Source organism: Kineothrix sp. IPX-CK (genome assembly GCF_039134705.1).
Classification (GTDB): Bacteria; Bacillota; Clostridia; order Lachnospirales; family Lachnospiraceae; genus Kineothrix; species Kineothrix sedimenti.
In genome coordinates this window covers 4,527,500-4,545,774 of record NZ_CP146256.1, presented here as the reverse complement: position 1 = coordinate 4,545,774, position 18,275 = coordinate 4,527,500, and the positions used below count along the sequence as shown (strand labels likewise).

The following is an 18,275-nucleotide window of genomic DNA, read 5'->3' as shown; positions in this document are numbered from 1 at the left end:
AGGCGGCGGAGGTTTCGGGATATGAGGAAGTTATTTAATGACGGATGGCAGTTTTTAAAGCTGGAAGCAGATGCAGATTATAGAAAAGCTATGGGAAAGCTTAAGGAGTTTCGGCCCGTTTCCCTTCCCCATGACTGGCTGATTTATGATTCAGGCCGCTTATATGAGGACAGTTCAGGATGGTATGTAAAGACTCTCGTGTGGGAAAAGGAGGGAAAAAGAGCATTCCTTATCTTTGACGGCGTTTATATGGACAGTACTGTCTATGTAAACGGAGAAAAAGCAGGGGAGTGGAAGTACGGCTATTCCGCTTTTACACTGGATATCACGGATCATATTCGATCCGGAGAAAATCAGATTGCTGTGCAGGCAAGATTTCTAAGCCCTAACAGCAGATGGTATTCGGGAGCGGGCATCTATCGGGATGTGTGGTTCAAGGTGACGGGAGAAACTTATCTGGAGGAGGATGGGATTTACATCAATGTCAAAAGAGTGGGGACCGGCCCCCATAGGGAGGAAGAGGACTTTAAGCTGTCCGTGGATACCGCCGTGGGCGGCATAATACAAGACAGGAAAGTAGACATTGTGCATAAGCTTTTTTTCGAAGGCACAGAAATTCCTATCAATTCACTCCATACCATAGAAGGCGGTGATGCCTTGCAGGAGTTTTTGGTAAAACGTCCCAGGCTGTGGGCTATAGAGTCTCCCTGCCTCTATGTGCTTCATACCAGTCTGTCGGTAGACGGAATCATCGCGGAGGAGGCGGATATCCGCTTCGGTTTCCGTTATCCGGAATTCCATCCTGACAAAGGATTTTTCTTAAACGGTAGAAAAGTCAAGCTGAATGGAGTCTGTGAGCATCATGACTTAGGCTGTCTGGGAGCCGCTTTTAATAAGAGTGCCATGGAAAGAAAGTTCAGAATATTAAAGGAAATGGGAGTCAATGCGGTGCGGGGCACTCATAATATGATGGCACCCGGCTTCATGGACCTTGCGGATGAAATGGGTATACTGGTGATTTCCGAAGCCTTCGATATGTGGGAACGTTCCAAGACCACTTATGATTACGCCAGATTTTTCACGGAATGGGCCGAGAAAGACGTACAAAGCTGGGTAAAGCGGGACAGAAACCATCCAAGTGTCATTATGTGGAGCATCGGAAATGAAATTTATGATACACATGCTGATAAACGCGGACAGGAAATAACGAGAAAATTACAGAAAATGGTAAATACCCACGACCCTGGTCACAACGCCGGTATCACCATCGGTTCCAACTACATGCCGTGGGAAAATGCCAGAAAGTGTGCGGATATTGTAAAGCTGGCCGGATACAATTATTCTGAAAAATATTATCGGAAGCATCATGAAGAACATCCTGACTGGGTGATTTATGGCAGTGAGACCTCTTCTATCGTGCAAAGCAGAGGAGTGTATCATTTTCCCTTAAAGGCAGGCATTCTTGCGGAGGATGACGAGCAGTGCTCGGCGCTTGGAAACAGCGCTACAAGCTGGGGTGCCAAATCTATGGAAGACTGCGTATGTCTGGACAGAGATATGGATTTTTCCATGGGACAGTTTCTATGGACGGGATTCGATTATATTGGAGAACCCACCCCTTATCATACGAAGAACTCCTACTTCGGTCAGGTGGATACGGCGGGTTTCCCCAAGGATGCTTATTACGTATGGCAGTCTGCGTGGACGGACCATAAAAAAGCGCCTATGGTACACATATTTCCTTATTGGGATTTTAACGTCGGTCAGCAGATAGACGTAAGAGTCTGCTCCAACGGGCCTGAGGTTGAGTTGTTCCTGAATGAAAAAAGTCTCGGAAGGCAAAAGCTTACTCATGATCCGGGAAGCGGGAACCATATCATTGCGGATTATCAGGTGCTCTATGAAGAAGGAGAACTTCGGGCGGTAGCCTACGATGAAAACGGGCAATCTATTGCGGTAAAGGTCAGAAAATCCTTCGGCAATTCCCATAGTCTGACATTGAAGGCTGAAAATACAAGGATTCGGGCAAACAGCACAGATTTGTTATTCATAGAAATCGGTACGCTGGATAAGAAGGGCAATCCCGTAGAAAATGCGGCGGACAGAGTAAAGGTAAGCGTAGAAGGCGCCGGACGGCTGATCGGGCTGGATAACGGAGACAGTACCGATTATGACAGCTATAAGGGAATATCCAGGCGGCTGTTCCAGGGTAAGCTTCTGGCGGTAGTCGGAGCGAAAATGGAGTCAGGCGCTATTAAGGTGCAGGTCTCCGGTAAAGGTTTGCTCCCGGCGGAACTAATCTGTGAAGCAACAGAGGAAATAACAACATCAGCTTCGTCAGCTCGGGTGACTTCGTATTCGTCAGCTCACGTTTTTTTAGAAGAGAATGAAGAGCATCCTATTGTTCTTGGAAGCGAAGAAGAGATACCGGTTAGAAAAATAGTTCTGACTGCTCCTGAGGGGAATGTATTTTCCCCTGATAAAAAAGAAATGTGGGTGGAGGCTGCCATCTGTCCTGCTGATGCCACAGATAAAGAACTTTTCTTCCGTGCGGTAAACGATTCAGGAGTGACTACTAATCTTGCAGTGCTTAAGCAGGAAGGGAACCGGGTGCATATAGCGGCGAGAGGTGACGGTTCCTTCCGCCTGCGGTGTATGTCGAAGAGCGGAACGGAAAAGGTGAGACTTATTTCCCAATTGGAGTTTAATATTAAGGGGATGGGAGAAGCCTTCCTGAATCCTTACGAGTTTATATCCGGCAGCCTTTATACCTCTGTTAAGGGAGAAGCGGGAAATGGTAATGAAAGAGGAATAGCCACAGCAAGGGATGGAGAAACCGTTATTTCCTATGAAGATATTGACTTCGGAGATTTTGGTTCCGATGAAATTACGGTTCCTATTTTTGCCCTGAGTTCGGAGGAATATCCTATCCAAATCTGGGAGGGCGTTCCGGGAGAGGAGGGGAGTGAGCTTTTGGCGGAAGAGGTCTATCAAAAGCCTTCCATATGGAATGTATATCAGCCCGAAATCTGGAAGCTGAAAAGGAGAATAAAAGGAGTCAGTACCCTGAGCTTCCTCGTCCGGCAGAAGATTCATATCAAAGGCTTTTCTTTCACTGGAACGGACAAGGCGAGAGCGCAGATAAAAGCTTTGGAAGCGGACGCTATTTATGGCGACAGCTTTGTAAAAACGGCGGACACAGTAGAAAAAATAGGTAACAATGTTTCTCTGGAATTCAAAGAAATGGACTTTAAAGGAGAAGGAACTTCAGCCCTGACGATCTGCGGGCGGGCGCCTGCCGGAAACAACACCATTCATATAAGATTTTTCAATGGGGCGGAGGAAAGTAAACAGATTGTAGAATTCACACAAACCGGAGAATACCAGGTGCAGACCTTTGCGCTGGAAAGGATAACGGGAAGACAAAAGGTAACCTTTGTATTCATGCCCGGAAGTAATTTTGATTTTCAATGGTTTCAGTTTGAATAAGATAAATATTCTCAGCAGGGATATTCTCAGTTGTAGGATTACAATACATATGTTACAAAACTAAATAATAAAAAGCGAGAATACCTTTTTGTGTTATATTTAAGTCACCACAACAAAAACCTACACAAAGGAGCGTATTCTCGCATGGCTAGTATAACACAGGATATGAGGTATCGTCTATCTCTCATTCATTACGCGGATAAGTATGGTGTCTCCAAGGCCGCTGTCAGATATAAGACCAACAGACAGTATATTTATCGTTGGAAACGTCGTTTTGATGGTTCTATCGAATCCCTTAGGGACCGTTCCAGAAAACCTCACCATCACCCCAACCAGCATACCGATGCCGAAAGGAAGCTCATTTCGGATATGCGCAGACGCAATCCAGATGCCGGACTGGTCGTCCTTTGGGTCAAGCTCATGCAGCGGGGATACTCCCGCTCCATCCCCGGACTCTATCGCTTCCTGAGAAAACAGGGCATTCTGGCACGAAGACCTCCAAATCCCAAGTACATCCCTAAGCCTTACGAAGCCATGAGCTATCCCGGACAGCGCATCCAGATCGACGTCAAATTTGTCCCTTCTGTCTGCCTGACAGGTGATGCCAAAGGGAAGCGTTTTTATCAATACACAGCCATCGATGAATTCTCCCGATGGCGTTTCGTGGAAGCCTTTGAAGAACACAGTTCTTATTCTTCCTCACAGTTTTTGGAGCACCTGATCAAAGCATTTCCCTTACCCATCGAGTGTGTGCAGACCGATAATGGGCAGGAATTCACCAAGCGGTTTGCTTCTTATGGTGGTTGCGATAAACCGACTCTTTTTCAGGTAAGGCTACAGCAGCATGGCATCCGTCATAAGTTGATCCGTCCCTTCACTCCAAGACATAATGGGAAGGTAGAGCGCAGCCACAGAAAAGACAATGAACGCTTTTATGCCACCCATCGATTCTACTCATTGGAGGACTTTGGCAGACAGTTAAAGATCTATAACACAAGGGATTATAACCGCTTTCCCATGAGGCCCCTTGGATGGAAATCTCCCGCAGAGATATTAAAGAATTATTTACGGTCACTGTAACATATGTTTGACAAACCTACAATATTCTCAGCAGGGATATTCTCAGTTCTATTGACAAACATAGATCCATATGCTATCATAGATGGCGTTAGCTAACTATGTTCGCTAAGTGGGAGTGATGAAATGCCAAAGGATAAGAGCGGAACACTGGAAAAAATAATTCCGTGCGCGAAAAGGGAATTTTTAGATAAGGGTTTCGAACGGGCTTCTCTGCGCAAGATTGCCGCTGATGCGAATATGTCCGCGGCAGGATTATACCGTCATTTTGAAAGCAAGGAAGCTATGTTCGATGCACTGGTGGCTCCTCTCGTTAATACATATCTTCGCAACTATGAAGAATCCATGCAGCGCAGCTATGAGCTTCTGGATACGAAAGAAATCAAAAAGTTCTGGGAAGTCTCCGAAGAGGAGGGCTTGCAATATATAGACTTTATTTATGACCATTTTGAGGAATTCAAACTCCTGCTAACTTGTTCGGATGGTACAAAGTACCAGAACTTTATGCATGATATCTCCGAAATGGAAGTCAAGGAAATGACCAGACTGATGGACGAGCTGCGAAGCAGAGGTTTTACGGTAAAGGATATTTCGCAGGATGAGCTTCACATGCTCGTAAGCGGCTATGTTGCTTCTGTATTTGAAGTGGTCATTCATGATTATCCGCGGGAAAAGGCCATTAAACAGGCCAAAACGCTGATGGAATTTTTGTATCCTGGTTGGATAAAGGCCTTCGGTATGGAGGGCATGGTTTAATAATGGAACTAATAAAATGAAATGCCGGGGATTCGTCCCCGAATTTTTCATTTTATGGGTTAGTTAACACTAACCAAAATTGTTCGCAAAAAAATCAGGGAGGTGGACGTATTTGGAAAGAGAAAAAGAGCAAAGTCCGTTCAGAAGGCTGATGGGTTTTGCATCGTACCATAGGGGGAAATATGCTGCCTCGGTGCTTCTTGCAGTTGTCGGTGTTATTGGTGGAATGATTCCCTATGTGGGCGTATCCCGGATTATTATTTGCCTGCTGGCCGGTACAAAGAGCGATGTGAGGTTTTATTTGATGTGGTGCGGTATTTCGGGGGGCGGGCTTATCCTCAAAACTATTTGCATGAACTGGTCCACAGCGCTGTCCCATGAGGCCACATTTTCAGTTATCGCCGAGGTGCGCACTGAGCTGGCCCGGAAGCTGGCCCATGTTCCTATGGGATATGTACTCGAGACACCATCCGGGGGATTTAAGAACGTCATTGTGGAAAAGGCGGACAGTCTGGAGACTCCGCTGGCTCATGTACTGCCTGAAATGACATCTAATCTTTTGATCCCGCTTTGCATTATCGTGTATATGTTTATTCTGGACTGGCGCATGGCGTTAGTTTCGCTTATCACACTTCCGCTGGGGTTTATTTTCTACATGATGATGATGCGGGATTATCCTGAAAAATACGCCGGTGTTATGAAGGCAGGTAAGCATATGAGCGCAACCATGGTGGAATACATAAACGGTATTGAGGTTATCAAAGCCTTCAATCAATCCGCAAAGTCTTATGCGAAGTTCACCGATTCGGTAAAGGCAAATGTAAACGTAGTTTTGGACTGGATTCGCTCTACACAGGTGTATTCAGACATTTCGCAGGGGGTCTGGCCGGCTGTGCTGGTGGGCGTATTGCCCGTCGGATGTCTTTTTTACATGGATGGTTCGCTGGGGGGCGGAGAGTTTATTACGATTGCCATCCTGTCCCTTGGCATTTCTGCTCCAATTTTATCCGCCATGATGTATACGGATGATATCGCGAAAATCGGTGCTGTTGTGAGAGAAGTGGGACAAGTGCTGGATTTGCCGGAAATAAACCGTCCTAAGGAAAACAAAAAGCTGGTAAACCGGGATATTGTGCTTGAACATGTTTGCTTTTCTTATGGGCAGGAGGAGGTACTCTCCGATGTAAATTTGGAAATCAAGGAGGGTTCGATTACAGCCTTCGTCGGACCCTCCGGAGGAGGAAAGTCCACCATTGCAAAGCTCATAGCCTCCTTCTGGGATGTTAGCGCAGGGCGCATTATGCTGGGCGGTGCAGATGTCCGTGATATACCGCTTAAACAGATTATGGACGAGATTGCCTATGTATCGCAGGACAACTATCTGTTTAACGACACCATCCGCAACAATATCCGAATGGGAAAACCAAGCGCCACGGACGAAGAGGTCGAAGCGGCTGCGAAGGCTTCCGGCTGTCATGACTTTATTATGAAGCTGGAACACGGTTACGAGACCGCCGCCGGTGGAGCCGGAGGGCACCTTTCCGGTGGAGAAAGGCAGCGTATTGCTATTGCCCGGGCCATGCTTAAGGATGCAGACATTATTATCTTCGACGAAGCAACAGCCTATACCGATCCGGAAAACGAGGCGGTGATTCAAGCGGCGGTATCCAAGCTCATCCACGGTAAAACGCTGATCGTTATTGCGCACCGCTTGTCCACCATTACCGATTCGGATAAAATCGTGGTCATTGAAAATGGCAGGGTTCTGGCAGAAGGAATGCATGAGGTGCTTTTGGAGGATTGTAAACTGTACCGCCGTATGTTTGCCGCACACATGGAAGTGCGGGATGCTTACGCAGCAGATATTGAGGGGAGGGATATCCTTGCTTGATATATTCAAAAAGTTCTTCCGGTTTGCGGACAGCCAGAAGCCAAAATGGGTGAAAAGTATTATCTTTACCTTGTTCAAGTCCGTTTTTGCATCCACTCAGCTTCTTGCCATCGCTATCGTGCTGCGCGGGATTGCCACGGACTCCGTGACCCATACAACGGCACTGTCCGCACTGGGAATCATGCTGGTAAGTATCATAGGCACCATTGTTATGCGGCATATGGCTCAAAACAGCCAGTCCTTCGGATGTTATATTATGAGCGGAGATAAGCGTATACAGATTGGTGACCGGCTGAAGCTGATGCCTATGGGGCATTTTAACAGCCATAGTCTGGGCAACATCACTGCTGCTGCGACTTCTACCATGGAGGACATTGAAAATACCGCGCCGCGTATCATCGTCAGCTATCTTAACGGCCTTATCCACGGTTTTGTCATAACCCTTGCGCTGATTATCTTCGAGTGGAAGATTGGGCTGATCGCTATGGCAGGGTTGGTATTGTTTCTGCTTATTAATATTTTGCTTCACAAGCGCGCACGCAAAGCATCACAGATCAGGCAGGAGGCCCAAGCCGAGCTGGTGGATGCGGTGCTGGAATACATACAGGGAATGAGTGTTGTAAAATCCTTCGGAATGGAGGCGGCAGCCGGACAAAAAATCCACCGGGCAATTGCCGATAGCGAGCGAAGAAACATTGGCCTTGAAAAAAGGACCATACCTTTTATGGCCATGCAGCAGCTTGTCCTGCGCGTTATCAGCACAATTATGATTACTCTGTCGGTAGTACTGTACCTTTACGGGGCTATGGATCTTACCATCTGTCTGCTCATGCTTCTTTCCGGTTTTATTGTATTTAGCGAGCTGGAGAGCGGCGGCAGCATGTCAGCCTTCCTGCGTCTGATTGACGCTTCCATTGACCGGGTGAATGAAATACAGAAAATCCCTGTTATGGATCTCGAGGGGATACAACAAAAACCAGGTAATATGGATATTGTCTTCAAGGAGGTATCTTTTTCTTATGGTGAAAAAACTATTATCGACCATGTCAGCTTTGCGATACCTGCGAAAACGACCACAGCGATCGTCGGGCCTTCGGGCAGCGGAAAGACTACACTGTGCAACTTAATCGCCCGTTTTTGGGATGTGGGTGAAGGCAGCATTATTTTGGGCGGTATAGATATTCGGGAATACAAGCTGGACAGTCTCTTACAAAATATCAGCATGGTTTTTCAGCAGGTATACCTGTTCAATGATACCATTGCCAATAATATCCGGCTCGGAAAGCCGGAAGCGACCAAGGAAGAAATCAGAGAAGCTGCCCAAAAGGCCTGCTGTCATGATTTTATAAGCCGGTTGCCGGACGGCTATGACACGGTCATCGGCGAGGGCGGCGCGACGCTCTCCGGCGGAGAAAAGCAGCGCATCTCCATCGCCCGTGCGCTTTTGAAGGATGCACCCATCATTATATTGGATGAGGCGACTGCAAACGTAGATCCGGAAAACGAAAATGATCTGCAAAAGGCAATCAGGTCACTGACAAGAGACAAGACGGTTATTATGATTGCGCACCGTCTCAAAACGGTACGAAACGCCGATCAGATCATCGTGCTGGATGCGGGGAAAATCGTGCAGACAGGCACACATGATGAGCTGTTCTCACAAAAAGGACTCTATGCGGACTTTATTCATGTTCGTGAAAAAGCCGTGGGCTGGAAAATTGCCGGCAAGTAACGCTAATTTATCATTTTATGGAGGATATCGGAATGACAAAGAAAAAACTGGATGTAAAGGATTTGATCAACGTAGGAATCTTCACCGCAATTTATTATATCTTATTGATTGTTGCTGGCTTTTTGGGGTATATTCCCATCTTTTCAGTACTGTTTCCGCTTATGGTTGCTCTTCTTTGCGGGATTCCCTTTGTTCTCTTTTTGACAAGGACCAAGACCTTTGGCATGATTACCATTATGGGCGTGCTTTTGGGAATTTTGAATTTTGCTTTTGGGCAGGGTTGGTATTCAATTGCCACAGGCCTTCTCTGCGGCCTGCTTGCAGACCTGATATGCAAGGCCGGAGAGTATAAGAGCTGGAAGCATATGGTTGTGTGCTTTTGTGTGTTCAGCGAATGGATAATCGGCTCGATGCTTCCTATGTGGATTATGAAAGACAGTTATTTTGAAATGGTGCGTGATATGCAGGGCGTCGCTTTTGCCGGATCGCTGGAGTCTCTGATCACCGGCTGGATGCTGGTGCTGCTTATCGTTCTGACGGCAGTCGCAGCCGTCATTGGAGCATATTTAGGTAAAACTGTACTAAAAAAACATTTTATAAGGGCAGGAATCGTATGATGCCGCAGCCTGAGTTAATGAAAGCGGCAAAAGATATACAGCTTGACCCGCGGACTAAGATATATCTTTTACTACTCATAAATATCGTCATATTCTCTACCAATCCCAGCGGCTGCCAACTGATCGCAAAAGGGGCACTGGCGGCAGTACCCCTTGCTCTGCTGTGCAGCACCGGGATGTGGAGGCAGGGCTTTATCTACGCTGTCTTATATGTGGCAGGTCAACTGGCCGAAATCTATCTTACCGCATATGCTGCCGGAGCGTGGGGCCTTCTGATGCGCTTTACTACACAGATGCTAAGCAGGTTCGTTCCAATTGTCATCATGGCCTACTATTTGGTCAGGACAATGGAAGTCAGCGCATTTATTGCGGCAATGGAACGGATGCATGTTTCCAGAAAAATTATTATCCCGTTTGCAGTTTTATTTCGCTTCTTTCCAACTATTGCTGAAGAATCCCGTGCGATCAATGACGCCATGCGCATGCGCGGTATCGGTTTTCGCGGGAGTCCTTTGGCGGTGCTGGAATACAGGCTTGTTCCCCTGATGATGTCGATTGTCGGGATCGGCAACGAACTGTCGGCGGCGGCAGTCACAAGAGGACTGCGCATCACAGGAGAGCGCACCAACATATATAAAATCGGATTTGGCATACTGGATGCTGTGTTTGGCCTCTGGGCGACGACGGCTGCAATCCTGTTTTTTATTTTGTAGAAGGAGGGATGTACGTGATCAATTTGAGAAATGTATCCTTTTCCTATGCAGGAAGTGAATGGGAGCGCGGAATAAGAAACATCAATCTGTCGGTCGGAAAAGGCGAAGTGGTATTGTTGTGTGGTGAGTCCGGCTGTGGAAAAACAACGGTGACCCGGCTGATAAATGGACTGATACCCCATTACTATGAAGGACAGATGAGCGGAGAGGTTCTGATCGGCGAACAAAAAATCCATGAACTGCCATTGCATGAGACATCCCGGCTGGTGGGTTCGGTCTTTCAAAATCCTCGTTCTCAATTTTTTAGTGTCAGCACTACCAGCGAAATTGCCTTTGGCTGTGAAAACATGGCTCTTCCCGTTCCTGAGATTTTCCGGCGGATCGATCAAACAGTGCGAGAGTTTAAAATTGAAAGTTTAATGAATCGGAGTATCTTTAAGCTCTCCGGTGGGGAGAAACAGAAAATCGCCTGTGCGTCCGTTGCTGCATGCGATCCTCCCATATTTGTGCTGGACGAGCCATCTTCCAATATGGACATGGATGCGGTGGAGGAACTGCGCAGGATCATTGAAATATGGAAAAGAAAAGGAAAAACGATTATCATTGCCGAACACCGGCTGTATTATCTGAGGGAATTGATTGACCGTGTGATATATATGAAAGATGGAGTAATTGCAGGAGAATATACCGCCCGCGCATTCAGGGCTCTCCCTCCGGAGAAACTCACGGAGATGGGACTGCGCCCGCTTTCCCTTTCAGGTATAGTAAGAAAGTATGCTACAATGCCTGAATCGAATGAGACTATGACTCTTTTAGGTTTTTCCTATTCTTACAAGCATGCCGCATCCACAAGGGCGGCACTTAACATGAAGAATTTTTCGATCCCTCGAAATGCTATTATTGCTATAGTAGGAAAAAACGGAGCAGGGAAATCCACCTTTGCCCGGTGCCTGTGTGGGTTGGAGAAAAATTTCGGCGGAACGGTGGAAGAAGAAAATCAAGCGCTGCGGTCAAAACAGTTGCTGAAAAAATCTTATATGGTAATGCAGGATGTAAATCATCAACTTTTTACTGAGAGCGTGCTGGATGAGGTGCTGCTCAGTATGAAAAATGAGCAGGAAGCATCGGCCGGGCATATTCTTGACAGCCTGGATCTGCTTCCTTTGAAGGAATTACACCCTATGTCGCTTTCCGGAGGGCAGAAGCAAAGAGTAGCGATCGCCGGGGCCGTTGGAAGCGAACGGGAGATTATTATTTTTGATGAGCCTACAAGCGGCCTTGACATATATCATATGAAAGAGGTCGCATTAAATATAGAACGCCTGAAAATGCAAGGAAAAACCGTTTTTGTAATTACGCATGATTTGGAGCTTGTCATGGAGTGCTGTAACCATGTATTGCATTTTGAAAACGGAAAGGTAATAGGGAACTATCCCCTTAATTCTGAAGGCTGCAAAAAACTCAGATTATTCTTCGGTCATATACCTGCAAGTGATTAATATAGTTAACCCCGCTTTTGTTTTTTTGCCTTATAATTCAAATTCTTATACTCTGATGGAGTACAATTCTTTGCCGCTTTAAATATTCGATTGAAGGTGGAAAGACTGTTAAAACCCGACTGCATTGCAACCTCGGTAATGGAGATATCAGGCTTAATAAGAAGTCTTTCTGCATGTGCGATTCTCTTTTGCGTTAAATAATCATAGCACGACATATTGGAAAACTGCTTAAATAATCTGGCGAAATGAAACTTGGAAAACCCTGCCAGATCGGCGAGGTCGTCCACGCTTATATTTTCCGTGCAATGATCGGTAATATAGTTGCAGACCATCATGAACTTCTCCACATATTCATGCTGTTTGCTGTTAGTAATGCCTGGGAACCGGGTATTAGCGTTCAGACTGACACGTCCCAGCGTGACAAAAAAGCGTATCATAAAGGAATAAACACAAGCCTCCGCAAAAGGAGATTTCGTATCGTACTCCCGGCTGATTTCCCCCAGATAAAACTGGAGTCTTCTGCGCAGGTCAGGTTGTTCGTCTTCTGTAATTAACGTATAGGGATGGAGCATGTGAAGAAGAGAATCCATTCCCTTCAAATTGCAGATCAGACTGTAGTCGAAAAGCATAATCATGCGCTCTCCGTCCGGGGGAGCCAACAGCGCGTGAAGCGTTCCGGGAGGAGTGATCCATATATCGCCTTCTGCGATTTCATGAGTCTTTCCGTCCACCAATACAGTATATTTATTTTTGACAGGCATTATGATTTCCAAAGCTGTATGCCAGTGCAGGGGGTAATCCTCTACCTGTACGTTATGGTATAGCTTTAATCCATTCACGGCATCATATGCTACGGTTTCATGAATTCCATTTAATATTTCTATCATAAGCCATTCTCCCCCGCCTACGGCAGTGTATACTGCCGTATTATCTTTGTTTATCGTATATTTTATTTTAATCACATAATTTGAGAAGTGTCAATTCAAATATTGCTAAAATTATTAGTGTACAATATGCACAAAAAATTAAATAATATTTTTAGTAATAATTTCAAAAATGCAAAAAAATATTAATAAACCTAGAATTTTTATAATATTTAAATACAAATATAAATAAATAATCAAAAAATATAGCATAATTCGATAAGTTAAAATAATCAAAAAATAAAATATAGCAATATTTGATTATAATAGTGCAAAATATAAAGAGAAATGATTGTCAGATTGACATATACTTCCTTTGTAAACAAACAGTAAGTATACAAATTATACAACTGTTGTAAGTGAAAAAATAAATGATACATTATATCAGGAGGAACATAGCGTGGAGCTGATAAGAGACGAAGCGAAAATAGATGAGTTCAGAAAACGTGCCCGTAAGCTGGTGGCAGAGATGACATTAGAGGAAAAGGTGTTTCAGACTTTGAACGGTGCTCCTGCAATCGAACGTTTGGAAATACCGGCATATAACTGGTGGAACGAAGCCTTGCACGGCGTGGCGAGAGCCGGTGTGGCGACAGTGTTTCCTCAGGCGATTTCCATGGCAGCAACCTTTGATGAAGACCATTTGGAAAAAGTGGCGGATGCCATTTCCACAGAGGGACGTGCCAAATTCAATATGCAGCAAAAATACGGAGATACAGATATTTATAAAGGGCTTACATTCTGGTCCCCCAATGTTAATATATTCAGAGATCCCAGATGGGGGAGAGGTCATGAAACTTTTGGAGAAGACCCGTATCTGACATCCAGGTTAGGTGTGCGGTTCACGCAAGGGCTTCAGGGACATGATGAGAACTATATGAAATCGGCAGCCTGCGCTAAGCATTTTGCAGTTCACAGCGGACCGGAGGATATCAGGCACAGCTTCAACGCCGTAGTATCTAAGCAGGATCTGTATGAAACTTACCTGCCCGCATTCAAAGCATGTGTACAAGAAGGAAAGGTGGAAGCGGTCATGGGGGCCTACAATAGAACAAACGGAGCACCCTGCTGCGGAAGCAAAGAGCTTTTGACGGATATTTTGAGAAGTGAATGGAACTTCCAAGGACACGTGGTTTCGGATTGCTGGGCAATCAAGGATTTCCATCAGGGGCACGGAGTGACCTCAGGACCGGTAGAGTCGGCAGCGATGGCGATGAACAATGGCTGTGATTTAAATTGCGGCAATCTTTTTATTTATCTAGTGGATGCTGTGAACAAAGGGATGGTGCAGGAGGAAAGAATCGACGAAGCGGTAGTTAACCTTTTTACTGCAAGAATGAAACTGGGTGTATTTGATGATAGGGGAAAGAATCCTTTCGATGAGATTCCTTACAGCGTGGTGGATTCCAAGGAAATGCAGCAATTGAATCTGGAGACTGCTGCAAAATGTGTAGTGCTTCTGAAGAATGAGAAAAATCTGCTCCCCTTAGATAAGTCCAAAATAAATACTATCGGAGTGATAGGACCTAATGCCAATAACAGAAGAGCACTGGTAGGAAATTACGAAGGAACGGCCTCCAGGTATTATACTGTCCTGGAAGGAATTCAGGACTATGTAGGCGAAGAAGTAAGGGTAATGTACTCTGAAGGCTGCCATTTATATAAAGACAAAATAAGTGGACTGGGAATAAACAATGACCGCATTTCAGAAGTAAAGGGCGTCTGTGACGCCAGCGATATCGTAATTGTTTGTCTTGGTTTGGATGCAGGCTTAGAGGGAGAAGAAGGCGATGAGGGAAATCAATATGCCAGCGGTGATAAACCGAATCTGGATCTTCCCGGAATGCAGCAGGAGGTTCTACAAACCGCTTATGCCAGCGGAAAGCCGGTAGTCCTTGTACTCTTATCGGGGAGTGCGCTGGCGGTAGGATGGGCGGATGAACACATTCCTGCCATTCTCCAGGGCTGGTACCCCGGAGCTCAGGGAGGGAAGGCCATTGCTCAGATATTGTTCGGCGATAGAAACCCGGAGGGAAAACTTCCCATAACCTTCTACAGAACGACAGAGGAACTTCCTGATTTCCTGGATTATGCAATGAAGGGAAGAACCTACCGTTATATGGTAAATGAAGCGCTGTATCCCTTCGGATTCGGGTTATCTTATACGGAATTTACATACAGCAATGAAAGGGTATCTAAAAGCGTGCTTGACAGGCACGGAGTCAGCGTGAAGGCTACGGTTACCAATACCGGGAGCAGGGAAGGAACGGAAACGGTAGAAGTCTATGTGAAGGCCCTGAGAGAAGGGACGCCGTGCGCTCAACTAAAAGGAGTCAGGAAGATAACGCTGCAGCCAGGGGAAAGCAAGGAAATCACCGTAAGTCTTCCGATAGGAGCGTTTGCCCTCTATGATGAAAACGGCGTGTCCGGAGTGGAGAAGGGCGAATATCTCGTATCTATTGGAGGAACCCAGCCGGAGAAACGAAGTGAAGCTCTTACCGGCAAGAAGATAGCAGTATTGAAGGTAAAAGCGGAATAAGAAAAAGGGATGGATATTAATATGAATTTTGAACAATTATGGCTGACATATGTAAAAAAAGAAAACAATAAGGAAATTTGCGGAATCCGCCATATATATGCAGACTGTGATAATCCAACCGCCACCCATGGAGCGGAAGAACTGCTCCTGGCCCTGGAGGTCATGACCGGTTCGAAACCGGTTCTACATAAGACTCCCATGGGCGATGATGCCGAAGAGAAAAATGCGGAGTCAGCGGAAATAATAGACAGAATTAAGCTGTGTATTGTTCCCGGCATGAAGGCGGAGAGTTATCATATTTATGAAAACGAAAACTGGATTATGATAGAAGCCTCCGATGGAAAGGGCATTTTATACGGGGCCTTCGCCCTTATCAGGCAGATGCAGAGAGAGAAATCCTTAAAGGGGCTGAATGTTTTCAAAGAGCCCGCGGCTCCGTTAAGAATGCTGAATCACTGGGATAATATGGACGGAAGCATCGAAAGGGGTTATTCGGGGAATTCCTTTTTCTTTGAAAACAACGAAATCATCGTTAATGAACGAACCAAGACCTATGCGAGGCTGTTAGCATCCATCTCCATCAATGCTGTGGTAATCAATAACGTAAACGTGAAGGACAACGCCACATGTCTCATAACCGACAGATATTTCGACAAATTAAAGGAACTGTCGGAAAGTTTCGCCGGATATGGCATCAGGCTTTTCTTAAGTCTGAATTATGCTGCCCCCATGGAGCTTGACGGTTTGGACAGTGCTGATCCCTTGCAGGAGGATATTAAGCAGTGGTGGAGGGAAAAGATGGCGGAGGTATTTACAAAAATTCCTAATCTGGGCGGGTTTTTGATCAAGGCGGATTCGGAAGGAAGGCCCGGACCCTTTACCTACGGGAGAAACCACGCGGACGGTGCCAATATGCTGGCGGAAGCGGCGGAGCCTTACGGCGGACTGATTATATGGCGCTGCTTTGTATATAACTGCAGGCAGGACTGGCGGGACAAGAAAACGGACAGAGCCAGATCGGGTTACGACAACTTTATGCCCCTCGACGGAGAATTTAAGGATAATGTCATCTTACAGATAAAGAACGGACCCATGGACTTTCAGGTCAGAGAACCTGTGCTTCCCTTGTTCGGCGGCTTAAAGGCAACAAACCAGATGCTGGAGGTACAGATCGCGCAGGAATATACGGGACAGCAGAGACATGTCTGCTATCTGATTCCCATGTTTAAGGAAATAATGGATTTCCATACTTATGTGGCGAAGGAGAAGGATACTGTCTGCGATATTGTAACCGGCAGGACTTTCGGCCATACCAATTGCGGGATGGCAGCGGTGGCTAACACGGGAAATGATGCAAACTGGACAGGGCACGATTTAGCGGCAGCAAACCTATATGGTTTCGGAAGGCTCGCCTATGAGCCGGAGCTCACGGCGGAGGAAATTGCCTCCGAATGGATCGATCTTACCTTTGGGAAAGACGAAGAGATAAAACAAATCCTTCTTTTCATTCTAATAAATTCCCGCGGTATTTACGAGAAATATACATCACCTCTGGGAATCGGATGGATGGTGAATCCGGCTCATCATTACGGACCCAGTGTAGACGGCTACGAATATGACAGATGGGGAACCTACCATAGGGCGGATCACTTAGGTATGGGAGTGGACAGAAGCGATAAAGGAACGGGATATGCAATGCTTTACAACGAGCCTAATGCTTCTGCATATAACCATATGGAAACTTGCCCGGAGGAGCTGCTCTTGTTTTTCCACCATGTTCCTTATACATATCGCTTAAAGAACGGAAAGACTTTGATTCAGCATATTTATGACACACATTTCGAAGGAGCCGCCGAAGCAGCGCAAATGCGGAAACAGTTTGAAACTTTAAAAGACAGATTGCCGGAAAAGATATACAAAAGAATCGATGAAAGGCTGCTGCATCAGGAGGAACATTCCAAAGAGTGGCGGGATCAGATTAATACGTATTTTTACAGAAAATCAGGTATTATGGATGAACTGGGAAGAGAGATTTACTGATCGATCGGTTGGAATGGGTGAAGAACACCCAAAGAAAGAGGTAGTGAAATGGCAAGAGTAAAAGAAAACAATCAACATTTGGGAAAGATTTCCTTAAGAAAGCATTTGAAGAAGGAATGGAGGTTATATACCTTCCTGCTCATTCCGATTCTGTATTTTATCATCTTCAAATATGTGCCCATGTTCGGCAATATTATCGCTTTTCGTAAATACAAGGGCGGTACTAATATCTTCGGTACGGAGTGGGTAGGCCTCAGATATTTCCTGCAGTTTATGGGAGACGCCTCCTTCTGGAGAGCCTTTAGGAATACGTTAACGCTAAGTGTTTCCTATCTGGTGGTGCGATTCCCGCTTACATTGATATTCGCTTTACTTCTTAATGAAATAAGAAATATCAGATGGAAGAAATTCGTACAGACGATATCTTACCTTCCGCACTTTATCTCTATGGTCATTATTGCCGGCATGATCAAGGAAATCGTGTCCTTGACCGGGCCGATCAATACCTTAATGGCGAACTTCGGACTGGATAAGATTTCCTTCATTCAAGAAGCGGACTGGTTTCCGGCTATCTATATTATTTCCGGCGTATGGCAGGGACTCGGCTGGGGAACTATCCTCTATCTGGCAGCAATGACCGCCATCAATACGGAGCTGTATGAGGCAGCCAAAATCGACGGAGCGGGACGCTTTAAGCAGGCGCTTCATGTTACCATTCCCGGAATACTTCCGACGATCACTACCTTGTTAATTCTGGATATTGGAGGTATTATGGGTTCCAACTTCGAAAAGATTATCTTGCTGTATTTGCCTTCCACCTACGAAAAGGCGGATGTTATTGCAACCTACGTATACCGGATGGGTATTACGGGCGGAAAGTTCAGCTATGCGACGGCGGTCGGTTTATTCGAGGGAATCATAGGATTGGTTCTGGTAATCAGCGCCAACCTAATATCGAAAAAACTAACAGAATCAAGTTTGTGGTAGAAAGGAGGAAAG

General features: G+C 45.8%; 12 protein-coding genes. 11 read left to right on the top strand and 1 reads right to left on the bottom strand.

What is annotated here, in order from left to right; all coding sequences use genetic code 11:
• Positions 1-21 precede the first annotated feature (21 nt).
• The 8 genes from V6984_RS21495 to V6984_RS21460 all read left to right on the top strand — a co-directional run bounded on the left by V6984_RS21495 (position 22) and on the right by V6984_RS21460 (position 11,774).
• Positions 22-3,489, top strand: coding sequence for a glycoside hydrolase family 2 TIM barrel-domain containing protein (locus V6984_RS21495; RefSeq protein ID WP_342757638.1), 3,468 nt, complete (start codon positions 22-24; stop codon positions 3,487-3,489).
• Between the two features lie 144 nt (positions 3,490-3,633).
• Positions 3,634-4,569 (top strand): IS481 family transposase, encoded by a 936-nt coding sequence (locus tag V6984_RS21490; protein WP_342756820.1) that lies wholly within the window; start codon positions 3,634-3,636, stop codon positions 4,567-4,569.
• 123 nt (positions 4,570-4,692) lie between these two features.
• Positions 4,693-5,322, top strand: coding sequence for a TetR/AcrR family transcriptional regulator (locus V6984_RS21485; RefSeq protein WP_342757637.1), 630 nt, complete (start codon positions 4,693-4,695; stop codon positions 5,320-5,322).
• 112 nt (positions 5,323-5,434) lie between these two features.
• Positions 5,435-7,213 (top strand): ABC transporter ATP-binding protein, encoded by a 1,779-nt coding sequence (locus tag V6984_RS21480; protein WP_342757636.1) that lies wholly within the window; start codon positions 5,435-5,437, stop codon positions 7,211-7,213.
• Positions 7,206-8,945 carry an ABC transporter ATP-binding protein gene (locus V6984_RS21475; RefSeq protein ID WP_342757635.1) on the top strand — a complete coding sequence of 580 codons (1,740 nt, stop codon included), beginning with the start codon at positions 7,206-7,208 and terminating at the stop codon, positions 8,943-8,945. The genes V6984_RS21480 and V6984_RS21475 overlap by 8 nt, the downstream gene beginning before the upstream one ends.
• Positions 8,946-8,977: 32 nt before the next feature.
• The gene (locus tag V6984_RS21470; RefSeq protein ID WP_342757634.1) at positions 8,978-9,562 is read left to right on the top strand and encodes an MptD family putative ECF transporter S component; all 585 of its coding nucleotides are present in this window, start codon (positions 8,978-8,980) and stop codon (positions 9,560-9,562) included.
• A gap of 17 nt (positions 9,563-9,579) precedes the next feature.
• Positions 9,580-10,275, top strand: coding sequence for an energy-coupling factor transporter transmembrane component T (locus V6984_RS21465; protein WP_342757633.1), 696 nt, complete (start codon positions 9,580-9,582; stop codon positions 10,273-10,275).
• A gap of 14 nt (positions 10,276-10,289) precedes the next feature.
• The gene (locus V6984_RS21460; RefSeq protein ID WP_342757632.1) at positions 10,290-11,774 is read left to right on the top strand and encodes an energy-coupling factor ABC transporter ATP-binding protein; all 1,485 of its coding nucleotides are present in this window, start codon (positions 10,290-10,292) and stop codon (positions 11,772-11,774) included.
• A 5-nt stretch (positions 11,775-11,779) separates the two neighbouring features.
• On the opposite strand, the gene V6984_RS21455 is transcribed toward V6984_RS21460, so the two are convergent.
• A complete protein-coding gene (locus V6984_RS21455; protein WP_342757631.1) occupies positions 11,780-12,736 on the bottom strand; it encodes an AraC family transcriptional regulator in 957 nt (318 codons plus the stop codon).
• A 361-nt stretch (positions 12,737-13,097) separates the two neighbouring features.
• Here V6984_RS21455 and V6984_RS21450 point away from each other — a divergent pair, with 361 nt between their 5' ends.
• Genes V6984_RS21450 through V6984_RS21440 form a run of 3 tightly spaced genes read left to right on the top strand, consistent with a single transcriptional unit; the run spans position 13,098 to position 18,263 of the window.
• On the top strand, positions 13,098-15,236 hold the full coding sequence (locus V6984_RS21450) for a glycoside hydrolase family 3 C-terminal domain-containing protein (protein WP_342757630.1): 2,139 nt from the start codon (positions 13,098-13,100) through the stop codon (positions 15,234-15,236).
• 21 nt (positions 15,237-15,257) lie between these two features.
• On the top strand, positions 15,258-17,276 hold the full coding sequence (locus V6984_RS21445; protein WP_342757629.1) for an alpha-glucuronidase: 2,019 nt from the start codon (positions 15,258-15,260) through the stop codon (positions 17,274-17,276).
• Between the two features lie 48 nt (positions 17,277-17,324).
• A complete protein-coding gene (locus V6984_RS21440; RefSeq protein ID WP_342757628.1) occupies positions 17,325-18,263 on the top strand; it encodes an ABC transporter permease in 939 nt (312 codons plus the stop codon).
• Positions 18,264-18,275 lie beyond the last annotated feature (12 nt).